The organism is Nonomuraea sp. JJY05, from assembly GCF_043496855.1.
GTDB lineage: Bacteria > Actinomycetota > Actinomycetes > Streptosporangiales > Streptosporangiaceae > Nonomuraea.
The window spans coordinates 328213-346696 of sequence record NZ_JBIEIS010000002.1; the positions used below are offsets into that span (position 1 = coordinate 328213).

The following is an 18484-nucleotide window of genomic DNA, read 5'->3' on the forward strand; positions in this document are numbered from 1 at the left end:
GGGAAAGCGACGCCGCAGGCACACCCCGGCGTTCTCTTCGCCGGGCCCGCCGGTCACTTGCCGGAGATGACGATCGTCTCCCCCGGCGTGCCCGTGGGCGGGTCCGGCTCGGCCTCCGTCCGGCGCGGCCGGCGGGTCAGCCACGCCAGGCGGGCCGGCCGCCTCGGCGACGCCCCGTCCGGCGAGGGCGGCCGAGGCGACGGACCCGGCAGGCCGAGCCGAGGCAGCAGCCACAGAGCCGCCACCGCGACCAGCGCGCCACCGACGGCGGCGATCGCCGGCACGTAGGCAGGCACCCCGCCGGATCCCGGCCCCACACCGGCGCCATCGGAGCCGTCCCGCTGGACACCGGTATCACCGGAGCCGTCCCGCCCCACGTCGGTAGCACCGGCACTCCCCTGCCCCTGCGGCGCCCGGGTAATCACCGCCGTACCCCCATCCGGGAACCCGGGCGGCCGCACGGACCCCCAGAACGATTTCCCCGCCGACACGGGCGCCCTCATGTCAGGGGGCACCGGATCGACCTTCAGCCCGCCGGGAACGGTCAGCGTCCCCACCTCGTACGGCCGGAACAGCCCCTGGACGCCCTCCACCTTCCACACCCCCTCAGGCACCACCACCGACGTGGCGTAATGCCCGGCCTCCGGCAGCGCCGTGCCGACGAAGAGCAGGCTCTTCCCGTCCGCCCCGGTGAACCGCAGCCCGACCGCCCCGAGCTCCCCCTCGAACGGATGGGAGCCGTGCTGCAGCACCCAGAACCCCAGCGCGTACGACGTCCCGCCCTCGAACCGGGACGGCGCCGGATCCAGGTAGGTCACCGCCCACCCGCCGGCAGCGGCGGCCGGCAGGCCGCTCAGGGCCAGCGCCGCCGCGGCGGCCAGCGCGGCCAGAATCCTCTTCATGGGACCACCTCCGGTACGGATACACCGCAGGCGCGGCCCAGGTTCTGACGGGCCTGCGACATTTCCCGATATGGCGCGCACAATGGAGGAAAGGCGAGAATTCGGCGGGGAGCGAGGAGGCTTGCGCCGTGTCCGCCACCGGACGCGCATATGTGACCGCAATGCTCGACGTCCTCGTTTACGAGAACGTATTGGTGGCGTGGCGACGCAGTACGCCCTGGGGCGGATACCTGATCGTCTCGCACGAGGGCGAGGAGATCAGGTTGACCACGCGACAGGCGGAAACGTGGGCGCGGGGCGCCTTCGCCGTCTACCTGGCGCTGGTCGACCAGGGCCGCATCAGCCCGCGCATCCCGCGCGGGACCGCACAGTCGTAGCCCGCCCCGTGACCGGCCGCCCATAACCGGCCCGCTAAATCCGTCCCGGAATTCCCGCCATTCCCGGCGGGCGTCCCGCAAAGGGCGCCCAGTCCATTTCCACGGCCGGTCAGGACGACTGGTTGTTCATGAACTCCGAGATCTTCCACTTCCCGCCCTCCTTGCCGAGCAGGAACAGCTCGCGGAACCTCGCGTCCCCCTGCTTGCTCCCCGAGCGGACGGCGGCGTTCGCAGCGCCGGTCGTGCGCACGTCCACGATGCTGTGCGTGGCCGACACCAGGTCCGTCGCGCCCTGCAGTTGCTGCTGGTAGAGGGTGCGGATCGCCTGGATGCCCTCCGCCGTGGCCTCCCCGTCGATCTCGACCACCGCGTCGCGCGCGAACACGCTGACGATCTGGTCCACGTTCCCCGCCCTGAGCGCGTTGAAGTAGGACTCGACGACGCCGCGTGGCTGCCCGCTCGCCGCCGTCGCCGTCCCGGTCGGGGTTGCGGCCGCTTTCATCGCTCGCGTACTGTCACCACCCAGGTCGCAACCGGCGACCAGAAGGACGGGGACGATCGCCGCCGGTAGAAGTGTCCAGCGCGCAAAAACCTTGCTCATGGCCGCTTTGATGCCCGCGCCCGTCACGAGCGAATGCGCCGTTTGGCCACTCCGCACGACGCCTTTAGCTCGTTGGGGTGTTACTCACGGTAACGGTTCACTGGATTTGATGAGACCGGTCAGAGCTTCGATCGTTGCCGCCCCGAGACCAGCGCACAGGGCGCCGCCGATAGCGTCCGTCCAGTGCCGCGAATCCAGGCGAACCCCGAACCCCTCCCTCAGCGCGAGGACGCCGAACGTTGCGACAGCATCGATTCAGGACGGCGTTGTGTATTGCCGCTGGCCCATCGAAGCCCGCACGTCTACCCCCCGGTGGAGACTGGAGCATAGCCGCCTGCCTGTTGTCGGCGCAGCCGATATGCCATAACGGCATCGCCCCGGTCTGAGCGGGGGCGGTGAGCCCGCTGGTTGCCCGGTGCGAGGGGAGGCGGTCCCCCGGGCCGTCGGCCGGCTTCTGGAGCCGTGAGGGCCCCCTGGAGGCCCTGGAAGGCGATGTTGTACCAGCTGCTCGGGGTGGCCGTGCCGGACCGCGCCGACCCGGTCTGCCTGCGGGTGCTGACGGCGTTGCGGCTGCACGACTCGGTGGGGCACGCGCTCCGGGTGCTCGACGAGGGCACTACGGCGCAGGCGCCCACGCCGGCCGTCCTCGGCGCGAGAGACCGCGCCCAGGCCGTCGTGCGAGCCCACGACCTGGGCTTGGTCCCGGCGGATGACTAGGCGCCGACCTCCACGCCGCCGTCCGCCACCCGTACCTGGTAGACCGGCACGGATACCGCGTCCTCGTCCAGGCACCGCCCCGACACCAGCGAGAACACCTGCTTGTGCAGCGGCGAGGCCACGGTCGGCTCGCCCTTCCTGGTGCCGACGATGCCGCGCGAGAGCACGTACGCACCGCTGAACGGGTCGAGGTTGCCCAGCGCGTGCAGCTTGCCGTCGTGGGTGCGGAAGACGGCCACCTGCTCGCCGCCCACCAGGGCGCAGACGCCGCGTTCCGGCAGCATGGTCTCGTAGTCGCAGATCCGCGTCCAGCTCATCGGGCCATCACCGGCTTGATCTGGCCGCGCTCGCTGCCGAACACGATCGACGGGTCGGGAATGCCGGGGGCGTTGACGAAGGTGACGAACCTGTTCAGCTTCTCGGGGTCGTCCAGCGTGGCCGCCCACTCGTCGGCGTACGTGGCGATGTGGTTCTCCATCTGCGCGTCCAGGTCGGCGCAGATGCCGAGCGAATCTTCCATGATCACCTCGCGGAGATAGTCGAGCCCGCCGTCCAGCGACTCCAGCCAGGTGGAGGTGCGCTGCAGCCGGTCGGCCGTGCGGATGTAGAACATGAGGAACCTGTCGATCGTCCTGATGAGCTCCTCCGAGCTCAGGTCCGTGGCCAGCAGGTCGGCGTGGCGGGGCTTGAAGCCGCCGTTGCCGCCGACGTACAGGTTCCAGCCCTGCTCGGTGGCGATGATCCCGAAGTCCTTGGACCTGGCCTCGGCGCACTCGCGGGCGCAGCCGGAGACGGCCGACTTGAGCTTGTGCGGCGAGCGCAGGCCGCGGTAGCGCAGCTCCAGCGCGATGGCCATGCCCACCGAGTCCTGCACGCCGTAGCGGCACCAGGTCGAGCCCACGCACGACTTCACCGTGCGCAGCGCCTTGCCGTACGCGTGGCCGGACTCGAACCCGGCGTCCACCAGCCGCCGCCAGATCTCCGGCAGCTGCTCGACCCGGGCTCCGAACAGGTCGATCCGCTGACCGCCGGTGATCTTCGTGTAGAGACCGAAGTCGCGGGCCACCTCGCCGATCACGATGAGCTTGTCGGGGGTGATCTCGCCGCCGGGGATGCGCGGCACGACCGAGTACGTGCCGTTCTTCTGCATGTTGGCGAGGAAGTGGTCGTTGGTGTCCTGCAGCGCGACCCGCTCGCCTTCGAGCACGTGACCGTTGTAGAGCGAGGCCAGGATCGAGGCCACGGCCGGCTTGCAGATGTCGCAGCCCCTGCCCTGCCCGTGCTCGGTGATGAGCTGGGAGAACGTGGTGATCTTGCGGACCCGTACGATGTCGAACAGCTCGGCCCGCGAGTACGTGAAGTGCTCGCACAGCGCCTTGCTGACTTCGACGCCCGACTTCTCCAGCAGCTGCTTGAGCATCGGCACGCAGCTGCCGCAGGTGGTGCCGGCCCGGGTGCAGGCCTTGATGCCCGGCACGTCGGTGACGCCCTTGTCGGCGATGGCCGTACGGATGTCTCCCGCGCACACGTTGTTGCAGGAGCACACCTGCGCCTCGTCGGGCAGGTCCAGGCTGGCCCCCGCCCCGCTGAAGAGCAGGTCGGACGGCGAGGCCGGCAGCGCCTTGCCCACGAAGGGCCGCAGCGACGTGTACGGCGAGGCGTCGCCCACGCAGATGCCGCCGAGCAGCGTCTTCGCGTCGTCGCTGATGAACAGCCTCTTGTAGACGCCGCCCACCGGGTCCATGTAGGTGACGTCCAGCGCCCCCGACATGGCCCCGAACTGCGCCACCTCGACGCCCAGCAGCTTGAGCTTGGTGGACATGTCGGCGCCCTCGAAGGCCGAGGACCCGCCCATGATCCGGTCGGCCGCCACCTCGGCCATCGTGTTGCACGGCCCGACCAGGCCGTAGACCATGCCGCCGACGAGCGCGCACTCGCCGACCGCGTAGATCGAGGGGTCGGAGGTGAGCATCGCGGAGTCGACGACGATGCCGCCCCGCTCGCCCACCGCCAGCCCGGACGACCTGGCCAGCTCGTCACGCGGCCTGATGCCCGCCGAGAAGACCACGACCTGCGCGTCCACCAGCGTCCCGTCCGGCTTGCGCAGCCCCACGACCTGGCCGTCGTCGCCGGTGACGATCTCCTGGACGCCCGCCCCGGCGTGCACGCTGAGCCCGAGGCCCTCGATGTGGGACTTCAGCACCGAGCCGCCGCCCTCGTCCACCTGCCGCGGCATCAGCCAGGGGCTCATCTCGACGATGTGCGCCTTCAGCCCGAGCGCGCGCAGCGCGTCGGCGGCCTCCAGGCCGAGCAGCCCGCCGCCGACCACGACGCCCTCGACCGCGTCCTTGGCGGCCACCCGGATGGCGTCCAGGTCGTCGATGGTCCGGTAGACGAAGGCGTGCTCGGCCCCCGGCACCGGCGGCACGAACGGCGCCGAACCGGTGGCCAGCACGAGCACGTCATAGGGCTCGGTGGCGCCGTCGGCCAGGGTGACCTCGCGGGCCTCCCGGTCGATCCCGGTGACCCGGCTGCTCAGCCTTGTCACGACCCCCGAGGGCACCTCGTAGGTGAGGTCCTCCACGGTGACGCCGGAGAGGTAGGAGGTCAGCGCCACCCGGTCGTACGCCGGTCGCGGCTCCTCCCCGATCACGGTGATCCGGCCGTCGAAGCCCTTGTCCACCAGGGTTTCGACGAGCCGGTGGGCCGTCGGCCCGTACCCAACGACGACGATCCTGCTCATACTGAAATCCCTTCCTGCTCGCACAGCCAGCCGACGATGCCCTCCACGGCGTCGCGGCAGGTCCCGCATCCGGTCGTCGCCCTGGTCGCGGCCGCCACTCCGGCCACGTCGCGGGCCCCGGCCTCCCAGCACGCTCTGATCTGGCCCTTGGTGACGTTGTTGCACTGACAGACCTTGGCCGCGTCCGGCATCAGCGTCGGACTGTCGGCCACCGGCGCCGACGACAGCCCGGGGAACAGCAGCCCGGCCCGGTCCCCCGGCACCTGCGCGCCCCGGTCGAAGAGCTGGGTGAGCGTGCCCACGGCATCGCTCTCGCCCAGCAGGATCGCGCCCACCAGCCGCCCGTCGCGGATGACGAGCTTGCGGTAGGTGCCGCGGGCCCGGTGGCTGAAGCGCACCACCTCGGCGTGCTCCTCGGTGAGCTGGGTCTCGCCCATGGCGGCCAGCTCCACGCTCCTGGCCTTGAGCCTGGTGACCAGCCGGGAGCCCCGGTAGAGGGCCTTGCCGCCGGTGATGACGTCGGCGGCCACGGCGGCCTGCTCCCAGGCGGGGGCGACCAGGCCGTACACGGTGCCGTCGTGCTCGGCGCACTCGCCGACGGCGAAGATCGACGGGTCGTCGGTGCGCAGCTCGTCGTCCACGACGATGCCGCGCCGCACCTCCAGTCCCGCCGCGGCGGCCGGCCCGGTGACGGGGCGAACGCCGCAGGCCAGCACGACGAGGTCGGCCTCGATCAGCTCGCCGCCGGCCAGCCGGACGCCGTCCTCCTGCACCGCCTCGGCGCTGACGCCGGTGCGGATCTCGACGCCGAGCCCGGCGAGCGTCTCGCCGAGCACCTCGCCCGCCTCGACGTCGAGCTGGCGCTCCATGAGATGCCCGGCAAGGTGCAGCAGCGTCACGGGCAGGCCGCGCCCGGCCAGCCCGCGGGCGGCCTCGATGCCGAGCAGGCCGCCGCCGACGACCACGGCCCTGCGGGCCTGGTCGGCGGCCTCCATGATGCGCTCGCAGTCATCGAGCGTGCGGAACGGGATGGCCCGCTCCACGCCGGGGATCGGCGGCACGATGGCCTCGCTGCCCATGGCCAGGACCAGCAGGTCGTACGGCTCGCGCCGCCCGCCCTCGGTCACCACGTGCCTGGTCTCCCTGTCGATGTGGGCGACCGCGTCGCCGAAGGCGGCCTCGACGTTGTGGGCGTCGTACCAGGAGGATTCGAGCAGCCTCACCTGCTCGGGACGCGAACTGCCGGCCAGTACGTTGGACAGCAACACCCTGTTGTACGGCTGGCGCGACTCCGCGCCGAAGATCGTGATCTTGATGTGCGGGTCCCTGGTCCGTACTTCGTTGACCAGCCGCGACCCGGCCATCCCGTTGCCGACGACGACGAGCCTCATGAGTCCCTCTCCACCCTGACCGCGCAGACCTTGAACTCCGGCATCCTCGAGGTCGGGTCCAGCGCCGGGTTGGTGAGCCGGTTGGCGCCCTCCCAGTGGAAGGGCATGAAAACGGTGTCGCGCCTGATGGCGTCGCTGATCCTGGCCACGGCCTTCCCCTCGCCTCTCCTGCTGCTGACCCGTACGACGTCCCCGGGCGAGATGTCGAGCTGCTCGGCGAGATCCGGGTGCAGCTCGACGAACGGCTCGGGAGCCGCCTTGACGAGCGACGCGATCCTGCGGGTCTGGGCGCCGCTCTGGTAGTGGGCGAGCACCCGTCCGGTGCTCAGGTAGATCGGGTAGTCCTCGTCGGTCTCCTCGGCCGCGGGCCGGTGCTGGACGGGCACGAACCTAGCGCGGCCGTCCGGGTGGGCGAAGGAGTCGAGGAACGGGCGCGGCGTGCCGGGGTGCTCCGGCTCGGGGCAGGGCCAGAAGACGCCCTTCTCGGCGGTGATGCGCTCGTAGGTGATGCCCGAGTAGTCGGCCGCCCCGCCCTTGCTGGCCCGGCGCAGCTCGTCGAAGATCTTGACCGGCTCGGTCTCGAAGCGGTGCCCGAGCCGCTCGGCGAGGCCGGCGAGCACGTCGAGGTCACTCCTGACGCCCTCGGGCGGCGCCACGGCCCGGTTGCGGAGCAGGACGCGGCCTTCGAGGTTGGTCATGGTGCCGCTCTCCTCGGCCCACTGCGTGACCGGGAAGACCACGTCGGCCAGCGCCGCGGTCTCGGACATGACGAAGTCGCAGGTCACGAGCAGGTCGAGGGAGGCGATGCGCTCGGCGACGTGCTCGGAGGCGGGTGCGGAGATCACGGGGTTGGAGCCGAACAGCAGCAGCGCCCGCGGCCCGCCGGGGGTGCCGAGGGCGTCGAGCAGCTCGTACGCCGACCGTCCCGGCCCCGGGAGGCTGTCGGCCGGGACGCCCCATACGCCCGCCACGTGCTCGCGGGCCGCCGGGTCGTCGATCTTGCGGTAGCCGGGGAGCTGGTCGGCCTTCTGCCCGTGCTCCCTGCCGCCCTGGCCGTTGCCCTGCCCGGTCACGCACCCGTACCCGGAGCCGTGGCGGCCGGGCAGGCCCAGCGCCAGCGCCAGGTTGATGAACGCGCTGACCGTGTCGGTGCCCTTGGCGTGCTGCTCGGCGCCGCGCCCGGTCAGGATGTACGCGTTGCCGGCCGCGGCCAGCGCCCGGACCGCCTGCCGCATCCGGTAGACCGGCACCCCGGTGATCCGCTCCACCCGCTCCGGCCACCAGGCCGCCAGCGAGGTGCGGACCTCCTCGAAGCCGGTGGTCCTGGCGGCCACGTAGGCCTCGTCCACGAGCTCGTCGGCGATGGCCAGGTGCAGCATCCCGAGCGCCAGGGCCAGGTCGGTGCCGGGCGTGGGCTGCAGGTGCAGCCAGGCCAGCTTGGCCGTCTGGGAGCGCCGCGGGTCGATGACGATCAACCGGGGTTCCGACAGGTGGCGCACGAAGGGCGGCATGGTCTCGGCGACGTTCCCGCCGGCCAGCAGCACGACGTCGGCCTCGGCCAGGTCGGTGATGGGGAAGGGCATGCCGCGGTCCATCCCGAACGCCTTGATCGAGGCGGCGGCGGCCGACGACATGCAGAAGCGGCCGTTGTAGTCGATCTGGCTGGTGCCCAGCGCGACCCTGGCGAACTTGCCGAGCGTGTAGGCCTTCTCGTTGGTGAGCCCGCCGCCGCCGAACACGGCCACGCCGTCGGGGCCGTGTTCGGCGCGGATCGCGGACAGCCGCTCCGCCACGTAGTCGAGCGCGACCTCCCACTCCACGGGCTCGCCGTGCAGGAGCGGGGTGGTCAGGCGCTCGCCGTTGGTGAGCAGCTCGCCCGCTGTCCAGCCCTTCTGGCACAGCGCGCCGGAGGCGTTGGCAGGGATGTCGGTCCTGGGGCTGATGGCCGGCCCCGGGGCGATCTCCATGCCGCACTGGAGTGCGCAGTACGGGCAGTGTGTCTTCACGGGCTCGGTCATGAGGTCAGACCCGGGCATAGGCGAGGCTGGCCACGACCGAGGCGCCGACCTTGCGGGTGTAGCACCACCAGGTCAGGGCGAAACAGGACACGTAGAAGGCTCCGAAGGCGAGGAAGGCGGGCGCCGGGGTCCCGGCCGCGGCGAACGCCATCCCGAACGCCCGGTTGATGAGGAACCCGCCCAGCGCTCCCACCGCCGAGATGATGCCGATGGCGGCCGAGGCCTGGCGCTTGCCGTACAGCAGGGACTCCTCGCCCTCGCCGCGCTCGGCGACGGCCTTGGCCTGGAAGATGGCCGGGATCATGCGGTACGTGGAGCCGTTCCCGATGCCGGCGGTGACGAAGAGGAGCTGGAAGGCCAGGAAGAACATCCAGAAGTTGCCGGAGGTGCTGGCCAGCCAGACCAGCAGCACGCCGCCGCCCATCCCGGCGAAGTTCCACAGCGTGACGGGGGCGCCGCCGAGCCTGTCGGCCAGCCAGCCGCCCACCGGCCTGATCAGCGAGCCCAGCAGCGGCCCGACGAACGCCACGACGGCGAAGGGGGCCTCGGGGAAGAGGCTCTTGCTGAGCAGCGGGAAGGCCGTGGAGTAGCCGATGAACGAGCCGAAGGTCCCGATGTACAGGAACGACATGATCCAGGTCTGGGCCTTGCCCGCCACCGCGAGCTGCTCGCGCGGGTTGGCCTTGGCGCTGGTGAGGTTGTCCATGAAGAAGAAGGCGCAGGCGCCGGCCACGATGATGAACGGGATCCAGAACCACCCGGCCGCGGCCAGCCCGAACCCGCCGATCACCAGCGGCATGACGAGCTGGACCGAGCTGACGCCGATGTTGCCGCCCGCGGCGTTCAGCCCCAGGGCGACCCCCTGCTTGTGGCGGGGGTAGAAGTAGGTGATGTTGGCCATGCTGGAGGCGAAGTTCCCTCCGCCGACCCCGGCCAGCGCCGCGATCACCAGGAACAGCCAGTACGGCGTGTCCGGGTTGCCGACCGCCACGCCGAGCAGCACGGCCGGGATGAGCAGCAGCGCCGCGCTCACCACGGTGAAGTTGCGCCCGCCGAACTTGGCCGGGCCGAACGTGTAGGGCACGCGCAGCACCGAGCCGATCAGGTTGGGCAGCGCGACCAGCCAGAAGAGCTGGTCCGTGGAGAACTTGTAGACCCCCATCTTGGTGGCCACGATGCTCCACAGCGTCCACACGGTGAAGCCGAGGTGCTCGGCGACGATCGAGAAGATCAGGTTGCGCCGTGCGACGCGCTTGCCTGAACTCTCCCAGAAGGCTGGGTCATCGGGGTGCCACTCGGCGATCCAGCGCGCCATCGACTTTCTCCTACACTCGGCGTCCGGGGGAACTCCAAGGTAGGAAGCGCGCGTTACGCACTTTGACGATCCGTGGCTGTGCGTTCGTTACGTGTGATTCACCGGCGTAACAAGCCACGCACATGCGTCACAGCGGAAACACGCTCGTAATACGGCCTGATGATCAGCCGTAATCTTATGCGTGGCTTGTCACGATACGTGAGCGATCAGTCCTGGCGCCCGGCCAGGCGCCGCAGCGGCTCGTCGGTCAGCCGGTACCTCAGCCACTCGTCCTGGCGCACCGCGCCGAGCTTGTCGTAGAAGCCGATGCTGGGCTCGTTCCAGTCGAGCACCGACCATTCGAAGCGCTGGTAGCCGCGCTCGGCGCAGATCCGGGCCAGCTCCTTCATGAGCGAGATCCCGTGGCCGCCGCCCCGGTGCTGGGGGCGTACGTACAGGTCCTCCATGTAGATGCCGTGCACGCCCCGCCACGTCGAGAACGTCAGGAACCAGAGCGTGAAGCCGGCCACCTCGCCGTCGTGCTCGGCGATGTGGACGAACGCGGCGGGCTGCTCGGAGAAGAGCGCGGTGTGCAGCTGCTCCTCGGTGACCTTCGCCTCGTGCGCGGCCTTCTCGTATTCGGCGAGCTCACGGATCATGTTGACGATTTCGGGCACGTCGGCGGGTGTCGCGGGGCGAATCATGGCACCCAGCGTATGGCCCTGCCGGATTGAACCCGCCCAGTGTGTCAAACGTCGTAGTTCTCAGAACGGTATTCGGGGACCGTGGCAGACGCTCAGTCAAGGTATCGGACAGGGGAGCGAACCGATGGGCGTTGCACAGCAACGGGGGGTACTCCTGCCCTCGTGCCCCGATCTCAAGCTGGCCCTCGTGCTGGGCGAGCGGGCGCTGTTCGTGAACGGCGACCTGCAGACCGCACGGCGCTGGTTCGACTCGGCGTACCGGCTGGCCGAGCTCTACGGCGACCCGTCGTCGCTGGCGCGGGCGGCCCTGGGGCTGGGCGGGATCTGGGTGCACGAGCACAGGACATGTGCGGAGTCGGAGATGGTACGCGCCCGCCAGCGGAACGCGCTGTCCCTGATCGATCCCCGCTCGTCGGCGGCCCTGCGGCTGCGCGTGCGGTTGCGGGGTGAGGAGGACTACCGCGCGGGCCGGCACGCCACGATCATGCGGCTGCTGACCGAGACCAGGGGGTCCGGCGACGCGCAGGCGCTGGCCGAGGCGCTGAGCCTGGCGCACCACTGCCTGCTCGGCCCCGAGCACTCGGCGATCAGGCTGGAGCTGGCCGGGGAGCTGATCGGCCAGGCCGCCGTCACCGAACGCAGGGGCGACCTGCTGATGGGCCTGCTGTGGCGGACGGTGGACCTCTACCTGGCCGCCGACCCGCACGCCGAGCGCTGCCTGGAGGAGCTGCGCGGCCTGCTGGCCGGCCACGACCACCTGGCGGTCGGGTACGTGGTCGAGGCGATCGAGGTCATGCTGACCATCCGCGCGGGCCGCTTCGCCGAGGCGGAGAAGCGGGCCGGCGAGTGCTTCGAGCGCGGCGTGGCGGCCGGCGACATGGACGCGACCGGCTGGTACGGCGGCCAGCTCGGCGCCATCCGCTGGTTCCAGGGCCGGGCCGCCGAGCTGCTGCCCGTGCTGTCGGACCTGGTCAGCTCGCCCACGCTGAGCCCGATCGACCACTCGTACCTGGCGGGCCTGGCGCTGGCCGCGGCCGTCGCGGGCGACCGGCGGGCGGCGGCCGGGCACCTGGCCAGGCTGCGCGTGGAGGAGCTGCCGGGGTCGAGCACCTGGCTGGTCTCGATGTACTGCGTCGTGGAGACCGCCCACCTGCTGCAGGACCCGGACACGGCCGCCCGCGCGTACGCGCTGCTGCGCCCGTTCGCGGAACTGCCGGTGGTCGCCAGCCTGGGCGTGGCCTGCTTCGGCTCCGTGCACCACTCGCTGGGCATGGCCGCGCTCACCACCGGTGACCTCTCCACCGCCGTGGAGCATCTGCGGGCGGCCGTACGGGGGAACTTCGCCCTGGGGCACTGGCCGGCCGCCGCGCTGTCGCGGTGGCGGCTCGGGCAGGCGCTGGCGCTGCGCGACGGGACGCGGGACCAGGCGGCCGGCCGGGAGCAGGCCACCGCCGCGCGGGAGGCCAGGGAGCTGGGCATGGTGCTACCGTCCGTGGCCGGGCGCTCGTCCGCGGGTCAGGGCGGCGGCCGGTTCCGCAGGCACGGGCGGCACTGGCAGGTCGAGCTCGGCGGGCGGCTCGCGCTCGTGGACCACAGCGTCGGGATGGGGCACCTGGCCACGCTGGTCGCCAATCCGGGCCGGGAGATCCTCGCCGCCGACCTGGCCTCGGGGGCGTGGACGCGCGAGCCCGAGGGCGGGTCTGCCCAGCCGGTGCTGGACGACCAGGCCAGGGACACCTACCGGCAGCGGCTGGGCCAGCTGGAGACGGAGATCGACGAGCTGGAGTCGATGAACGACCTTGAGCGGGCGGCGGGGCTGCGGCTGGAGCGCGAGTGGCTGGTGGCGGAGCTGGCGGCGGCGACCGGCATCGGCGGGCGGGCGCGGCCGTTCACGGGGAGCGAGGAGCGGGCCAGGATCGCGGTGGGCAAGGCGATCCGGCGGGCGCTGGCGCGGATCTCGGCGGTGGACCCGGCCATCGGGGAGGAGCTGCGCGCCACGGTGCAGACGGGGCTGCGCTGCTGTTACCGGCCCCGATAGTTCACGCCCCAGGTGGAGGGGGCCGCGTCACCGCGCGAGACCGGCGGCCTGGTGCGGCCTCCCCCGCCGCTCGGCCGCCTGGCCTGGGCGCGGTTGCCATCCGGGAGACTGTTCCCATGGAACAACGCACGTTGGGACGAACAGGACGCCAGGTGGGCACAGTCGGCCTCGGCGCGTGGCAGCTCGGCGCCGACTGGGGCCAGGTGACGGAGGACGAGGCGTTCGCCACCCTCGGGGCCGCCGTGGACGCCGGGGTCACCTTCATCGACACGGCCGACGTCTACGGCGACGGCCGCAGCGAGCAGATCGTCGGCCGCTTCGCCAAGGGGCGCCCGGAGCTGACCGTGGCCACCAAGATGGGCCGCCGGCTGGAGCAGATCCCCGCCAACTACGTGATGTCCAACTTCCGGGCCTGGAACGAGCGCTCGCGCCAGAACCTCGGAGTGGACACCCTCGACCTGGTCCAGCTCCACTGCCCGCCGACCCCGGTGTATTCGACGGACGCCGTGTTCGACGCCCTGGACACGCTGGTGGCCGAGCAGAAGATCGCCGCCTACGGGGTCAGCGTGGAGACGTGCGAGGAGGCGCTGACGGCGATCGCGCGGCCCGGGGTGGCGTCCGTGCAGATCATCCTCAACGCGTTCCGGCTCAAGCCGCTGGAGCGGGTCCTGCCCGCCGCCCGGGCCGCCGGGGTGGGCATCATCGCCCGGGTCCCGCTGGCCAGCGGCCTGCTGTCCGGCCGGTACGACGAGCACACCACCTTCGGCGCCGACGACCACCGTAACTACAATCGGCAGGGGGAGGCGTTCGACGTCGGCGAGACCTTCTCGGGCGTCGACTTCGGCACGGGCCTGGAGGCGGTCCGCCGCCTGGCTCCCCTGGTGCCCGAGGGGCTGACGATGGCCCAGTTCGCGCTCCGCTGGATCCTCGACCAGCCCGGCGTGTCGGTGGTGATCCCCGGCGCCCGCAACGCGGCCCAGGCCATCGCGAACGCGGCCGCCGCGTCGTTCCCCTCGCTCCCACCGGCCACGCTCGAAGCGGTCGAGGTCGTCTACGACGACCTGATCCGGCCACAGGTCCACCACCGCTGGTAGGCGCATTGACGGGGCGCTCATCTTTTAGGAAACTTTCCTAAGCATTCTCGCCCGCTCCACCCCTTCCCCCCAAGGAGCCAGCCATGAACGCGAGAAGATGGGCCGCCCCCGCCGCCCTTCTGACGGCCGCCCTCGTCCTCGGCCCCGTCCCCGCCGCCCACGCCTCCCCCTCCGGCTGCACGACCCAGCTCAACACCCAGGATCGCTGGGCCACGAGCCTGTGCACGTCGGGCACCGGCGAGCACCGCATCCGGGTCCTGCAACGGCACTTCCTGCCCGAGGTCGGCCTGATCCCGATCGAAGGCCCGTGGCAGCCCGTCGGCACCGTGTCCTACACCGGCATCACGCCGCACACCACGGTCAGCGTCTGGGTCGAGACCCGAGGGTGACCTGAGCGCGCCGGATCCGGAGCCGCGCCTTTACAGCCGCACGGCACTCGCAAATGATGAGGCCAGGAAGGCGCGGCGACGGGGTCTTCCACGGGGAGTTCGCCGCATTCCGGTGATCTCACGACGTCAGGGGTAGCGACATGTCACGCCAGCGAGCTCGCGCGGCCTGCGTGGCCGCCACGATCCTCTCCGCACTGGCCCTCGCGGCCGCTCCGGCCGGGGCCGCGACGGCCCGGCTCACCCTCTACTCCGACACCGCGTTCTCCCGCCCGACCAACTCCGTCGGCTATGACACCTGCGACGACTTCATCGGCAGGGTTCCCGGGCAGCGCGTCGGGTCCTTCGACAACACCCCGCTGCCCGGCTGCCAGGTGGTGCTGCACTCGCTGAGCGGCGACTTCGTCCTCTGCGCGGGCAAGGCCGTGGTCCCGGCGGCCTACCGCCAGGTCGTCCTCTACTCGATCCGCACGGGCACCAGCACGGCCTGCCCGGTGTAGTGAGAGCCCTGTGGCGGCGGGGTGAGGCACGCGTGGCCACGACGGCGCGCGGACCATGATTGTCGGTGGCGGCGCGTAGCGTCGCGGCTGTGAATCGTACCGACCGGCTCTACGCGCTCGTCGAAGACCTGCGCGCCATCGCGCCCCGCTGCCGCTCCGCCCGCGAGCTGGCCAAGCGGTTCGAGGTGAGCGTACGCACGATCGAGCGCGACATCACCGCCCTGCAGGAGTCAGGGGTGCCGATCTATGCCGAGCCGGGCCGCAAGGGCGGTTACGCGATCGACAAGAAGATGTCGCTGCCCCCGCTCAACTTCACCCCGGCCGAGGCGGTGGCCATCGCGGTGGCGCTCAGCCAGGCCGGCGACCAGCCGTTCGGCCGGCAGGCCCGCAGCGCGTTACGCAAGGTCGTGGCCGCGATGCCGGGTTCCGAGGGCGAGCTGGCCAGGGAGCTGGCGCGGCGGGTGCAGCTCGTCCACCACCCGCCGGAGCCCGGCTCCCCCGAGATCCAGCCGCTCGGGGGCGAGGGCATCTCCCGGGCCATCGAGGAGGCGCTGCTGCGGCGGCGCGTGCTCAGGCTCGAATACGCCGATGCCAAGGGCGCGCTGACCTCGCGGGACGTCGAGCCGGGGGTGTTCCTGGGCGGGCGGGGCGGCTTCTGGTATCTCGTGGCCTGGTGCCGGTTACGCGATGACGTGCGGGTCTTCCGGCTCGATCGCATCGCCGCCGCGACCGTGACCGCCGAGCGCAGCCCCGACCGGCCGCTCGAAGGCTTCGCCGCCGACGTGCCCAACATGATCGTGGACGCCGCTGTGCTCGATTAGTCAATCGAAAACACCGACATAGGGTTGTCGCCCTACCGTTAGATCGTTGTCTTGTTCGAGAAAAGGTCAGTGACGAGGAGACGACGATGGACAACACCGTGACCTGGTTCGAGATCGCGACCGACGATCCCGAAGGCGCCCAGGCGTTCTACGGCGGGTTGTTCGGCTGGACGTTCACCGCGGGAGAGGGGCCGATCGACTACCGGATGATCGGCTACCCGGGGGGCGAGCAGCCCGGCGGCGGGCTGTTCAACACCAAGGGCGAGTTCCCGGCGCACGCGATCTTCCACGTGCAGGTGGCCGACGTCGAGGCGGCCTGCGCCAAGAGCGAGTCGCTGGGCGGCAAGGTGATCACGAAGGTGATCGACGACGGCGCCGGCACCGACTTCGCCTACCTGCATGACCCGTCCGGGAGCATCTTCGGGGTCTTCCGTCGCAGGTGAGGCCATGAAAGCTTTCCCTCACAGGTGAATCACCCGTTCGAGGGCCGGGGAGAACGCCTTCCCCGCCGACCCCCGGCGTACGGACGGGCCGCTTCCTAGGAGCGGTTCACCCTTGCCCTGGGCACGCCGCCGATCGCCGAGCGGCGGCGCGTCCAGGGCCCATCCCCCGCGTCAGAAGGCGGCCTGGGCCAGCCAGCGCTTGAGGAGGTCGGCGTCGCCGTAGACGGTCAGCGCCTCGGGCGAGCACCGGCCGTAGAGCATGAGCAGCAGGTCCTGGGCCGTCCCCTGGGCGGCGCAGTCGCCCTTGGTGTGCCCGCGCGCCCAGTCGACCGTCCCGGCCGGGCCCTGGGTGATGGTCCACTCGCCGTCGGCGTCGTTCGCGTGGAGGTGGATCGTGGCCCCTTCCGCGTCGAGCTCCGCCAGCGACCGGGTCACCCAGGTCGCGTACGGCAGGTTGTACAGAAACTCCTCGACGCCGTCGATCGCGACCTCGGCCGGGACGACCGGGTCGATGCCGAGCGCGAGCTCCGCGTCGACCCGGTGGATCACCAGCTCGAAGAGCATCCGGCGGGGCCACCACGACGCCTGCCGGTCCGGGCCCCACGTCCACACCGCGAGCGAGGGGTCGGTGTCGCGGAGCGCGTCGATCAGCTCGGCCGCCCCGGCGCGCAGCCAGGCCGCGTCGCCGCTCTGGCCCTCGGCCAGCCCGCTGGGCACCTGACGCGACCAGATCCGCTCCTGGAGCTGGTTGCGCAGCACGTGCACGGCCCACCGGTGCGTCTGGCCGACGTGCGTGACCAGCTCGGCGAACGTCCATCCTGGGCACGTGGGCACCGGGACGGACAGGTCCGTGGCCAGGGCCGCCAGGCGGGCGGCCTCGGTGTCGATGAGCGATTCGTATCTCACAGGCCCCACCCTAGGCCGCCGGGCAGGTCGCGCCCTTCTGCGGCAGCTTGCCCTCGATCAGGTACGAGTCCACGAGCTCCAGCACGCACTTGCTGCCCGACAGGTAGGCGCCGTGCCCCTCGCCCTCGTACGTCACCAGCCTGGCGGTCTTGAGCTGGGCCGTCAGCTTGGGCGCCCACTCGTACGGCGTGGCCGGGTCACCCTTGCCGCCGACCACGACGATCGGCGCCGACCCCGTGGCGTTCACGTGCCGCGCCTGATCGCTGCCCTTGGCCGGCCAGACCCGGCACAGCCCGCCGGACCCCTCGCTGCCGAACAGCGGCGAGATCTTCATGGCGGCCGCCTCGGTGCGGCGCAGCTCGGCCTCGCTGGGCCGCTCGGAGGTGTCCACGCAGGTGATGGCCGGGAAGCTGGTCATCTGCGTGGAGTATTTGCCGTCCTGGGAGCGGCCGGTGTAGGAGTCGGCCAGGTAGAGCAGCGCCTCGCCGCGCCCCTTGATCGCCTCCGAGAGCGCCTGCTCCAGGAAGGGCCAGGTCAGCTCCGAGTACAGCGCCGCCGCCACGCCCGTGGCGGCCAGCCCCTGGGTGAGCTCGCGGGCGCCGACCTTCAGCGGCTGGGCGGTGAGCTGGTTCAGCAGCTTGTCGACGTTGGCGTTGGCGCTCTCCTGGTCCTTGCCGATGTCGCACTTGTTCTTGACGCACGACCGCAGGAAGCTCTCGTACGCCTTCTGGAAGCCGCGCGTCTGCACCAGCGTGCGCTGCTCGAACGTCACCGTCGGGTCGAGCGGCGCGTCGAGCACCATGCGGCCCACGTTCTTGGGGAACTCGGTGGCGTACACGGCGCCGAGCTGCGTGCCGTACGACATGCCGACGTAGTTGAGCTTGGCGTCGCCGACCGCGGCGCGGATCCGGTCCATGTCGCGGGCGGCGTTCACGGTGCCGACGTACGGGAGGATCTTGCCGGAGTTCTGCTGGCAGAGGGCGGCGAACTGCTTGTTGGCGTCCGCGGTCTCCTGGTGGGTCTTCTTGTCGGACGGCAGCGTGTCCAGCGCGGTGAACCTGTCCATCTCCGCGGTGTCGCCGCAGCGCACGCCGGAGCTGCGCTCCACGCCGCGGGGGTCGAAGCTGATCAGGTCGTAGCGGGCGCGCAGCGCGGTGAGCGCCTTGGCGGCCTGGTCGAGCGTGTCGACGCCGGAGGCGCCGGGACCGCCGAAGTTGAACACCATCGAACCCAGCCGGTTCTTGCCCGTGGCGGACAGCTTGATGAGCGCCAGGTCCAGCTTCTCCCCGCCGGGCTTGTTGTAGTCCAGCGGAACGGCCAGCTTCCCGCACCGCACAGAGCTGTCCTGGCTGGCCGGTGACTCACCCCCGGGACGCTTGATGTCGGTGCACGGCCCCCAGCTGATCGTGCCGGTGTCCGCCGTCGACTGCGTGGCGGGCTCGGCCGGCACGGTGGAACAACCGGTGACGACCGGGATGAGCAGGGCGGCTAGGACGCGTCGCATAAACAGACTTCTCCCTCGTCTCTCAGGGGGAAGTAGTGCCCACAA

The 18484-nt window shown here is 71.3% G+C and carries 18 protein-coding genes; 8 read left to right on the top strand and 10 right to left on the bottom strand.

Annotation, left to right across the window (positions count from 1 at the left end):
* Positions 1–53: 53 nt before the first annotated feature.
* Positions 54–902, bottom strand: coding sequence for a hypothetical protein (locus ACFKCF_RS03695; RefSeq protein WP_394490575.1), 849 nt, complete (start codon positions 900–902; stop codon positions 54–56).
* Between the two features lie 128 nt (positions 903–1030).
* Here ACFKCF_RS03695 and ACFKCF_RS03700 point away from each other — a divergent pair, with 128 nt between their 5' ends.
* Positions 1031–1279 (top strand): hypothetical protein, encoded by a 249-nt coding sequence (locus tag ACFKCF_RS03700; RefSeq protein ID WP_394490577.1) that lies wholly within the window; start codon positions 1031–1033, stop codon positions 1277–1279.
* A 109-nt stretch (positions 1280–1388) separates the two neighbouring features.
* Here ACFKCF_RS03700 and ACFKCF_RS03705 read toward each other — a convergent pair whose 3' ends face one another.
* On the bottom strand, positions 1389–1781 hold the full coding sequence (locus ACFKCF_RS03705) for a YybH family protein (protein ID WP_394490578.1): 393 nt from the start codon (positions 1779–1781) through the stop codon (positions 1389–1391).
* A gap of 591 nt (positions 1782–2372) precedes the next feature.
* Here ACFKCF_RS03705 and ACFKCF_RS03710 point away from each other — a divergent pair.
* A complete protein-coding gene (locus tag ACFKCF_RS03710; RefSeq protein WP_394490580.1) occupies positions 2373–2597 on the top strand; it encodes a hypothetical protein in 225 nt (74 codons plus the stop codon).
* On the opposite strand, the gene nirD is transcribed toward ACFKCF_RS03710, so the two are convergent.
* From nirD to ACFKCF_RS03740, 6 genes are all read right to left on the bottom strand, one after another.
* The gene (gene nirD / locus ACFKCF_RS03715) at positions 2594–2914 is read right to left on the bottom strand and encodes a nitrite reductase small subunit NirD (protein ID WP_394490582.1); all 321 of its coding nucleotides are present in this window, start codon (positions 2912–2914) and stop codon (positions 2594–2596) included. The genes ACFKCF_RS03710 and nirD overlap by 4 nt on opposite strands.
* Positions 2911–5340: a nitrite reductase large subunit NirB gene (nirB, locus tag ACFKCF_RS03720; protein WP_394490584.1), complete on the bottom strand. Its 2430-nt coding sequence runs from the start codon at positions 5338–5340 to the stop codon at positions 2911–2913. Before nirB ends, nirD begins: the two co-directional genes overlap by 4 nt.
* On the bottom strand, positions 5337–6731 hold the full coding sequence (locus ACFKCF_RS03725; RefSeq protein ID WP_394490585.1) for an FAD-dependent oxidoreductase: 1395 nt from the start codon (positions 6729–6731) through the stop codon (positions 5337–5339). The genes nirB and ACFKCF_RS03725 overlap by 4 nt, the downstream gene beginning before the upstream one ends.
* Positions 6728–8749: a molybdopterin oxidoreductase family protein gene (locus ACFKCF_RS03730; protein WP_394490587.1), complete on the bottom strand. Its 2022-nt coding sequence runs from the start codon at positions 8747–8749 to the stop codon at positions 6728–6730. The genes ACFKCF_RS03725 and ACFKCF_RS03730 overlap by 4 nt, the downstream gene beginning before the upstream one ends.
* A gap of 4 nt (positions 8750–8753) precedes the next feature.
* A complete protein-coding gene (locus ACFKCF_RS03735; protein WP_394490589.1) occupies positions 8754–10064 on the bottom strand; it encodes an MFS transporter in 1311 nt (436 codons plus the stop codon).
* Between the two features lie 206 nt (positions 10065–10270).
* Positions 10271–10774, bottom strand: coding sequence for a GNAT family N-acetyltransferase (locus tag ACFKCF_RS03740; protein ID WP_394490757.1), 504 nt, complete (start codon positions 10772–10774; stop codon positions 10271–10273).
* Between the two features lie 97 nt (positions 10775–10871).
* On the opposite strand from ACFKCF_RS03740, the gene ACFKCF_RS03745 reads away from it, so the two are divergent.
* The 6 genes from ACFKCF_RS03745 (at position 10872) to ACFKCF_RS03770 (ending at position 16029) form a co-directional block, all read left to right on the top strand.
* A complete protein-coding gene (locus ACFKCF_RS03745; protein WP_394490591.1) occupies positions 10872–12785 on the top strand; it encodes a hypothetical protein in 1914 nt (637 codons plus the stop codon).
* 116 nt (positions 12786–12901) lie between these two features.
* Positions 12902–13879, top strand: a complete 978-nt coding sequence (locus ACFKCF_RS03750) for an aldo/keto reductase (RefSeq protein WP_394490593.1) — start codon at positions 12902–12904, stop codon at positions 13877–13879.
* A gap of 83 nt (positions 13880–13962) precedes the next feature.
* Positions 13963–14268 carry a hypothetical protein gene (locus ACFKCF_RS03755; protein ID WP_394490595.1) on the top strand — a complete coding sequence of 102 codons (306 nt, stop codon included), beginning with the start codon at positions 13963–13965 and terminating at the stop codon, positions 14266–14268.
* 140 nt (positions 14269–14408) lie between these two features.
* Complete coding sequence (locus ACFKCF_RS03760; RefSeq protein ID WP_394490597.1) at positions 14409–14765, top strand: hypothetical protein; 357 nt, start codon at positions 14409–14411, stop codon at positions 14763–14765.
* A gap of 89 nt (positions 14766–14854) precedes the next feature.
* Positions 14855–15586: a helix-turn-helix transcriptional regulator gene (locus ACFKCF_RS03765; protein WP_394490599.1), complete on the top strand. Its 732-nt coding sequence runs from the start codon at positions 14855–14857 to the stop codon at positions 15584–15586.
* Positions 15587–15672: 86 nt separating this feature from the next.
* Positions 15673–16029 (top strand): VOC family protein, encoded by a 357-nt coding sequence (locus ACFKCF_RS03770; protein WP_394490601.1) that lies wholly within the window; start codon positions 15673–15675, stop codon positions 16027–16029.
* Between the two features lie 171 nt (positions 16030–16200).
* Here ACFKCF_RS03770 and ACFKCF_RS03775 read toward each other — a convergent pair whose 3' ends face one another.
* Positions 16201–16935, bottom strand: a complete 735-nt coding sequence (locus ACFKCF_RS03775; protein WP_394490603.1) for a maleylpyruvate isomerase family mycothiol-dependent enzyme — start codon at positions 16933–16935, stop codon at positions 16201–16203.
* A 10-nt stretch (positions 16936–16945) separates the two neighbouring features.
* Positions 16946–18439: an alpha/beta hydrolase gene (locus tag ACFKCF_RS03780; RefSeq protein WP_394490605.1), complete on the bottom strand. Its 1494-nt coding sequence runs from the start codon at positions 18437–18439 to the stop codon at positions 16946–16948.
* Positions 18440–18484: the final 45 nt, after the last annotated feature.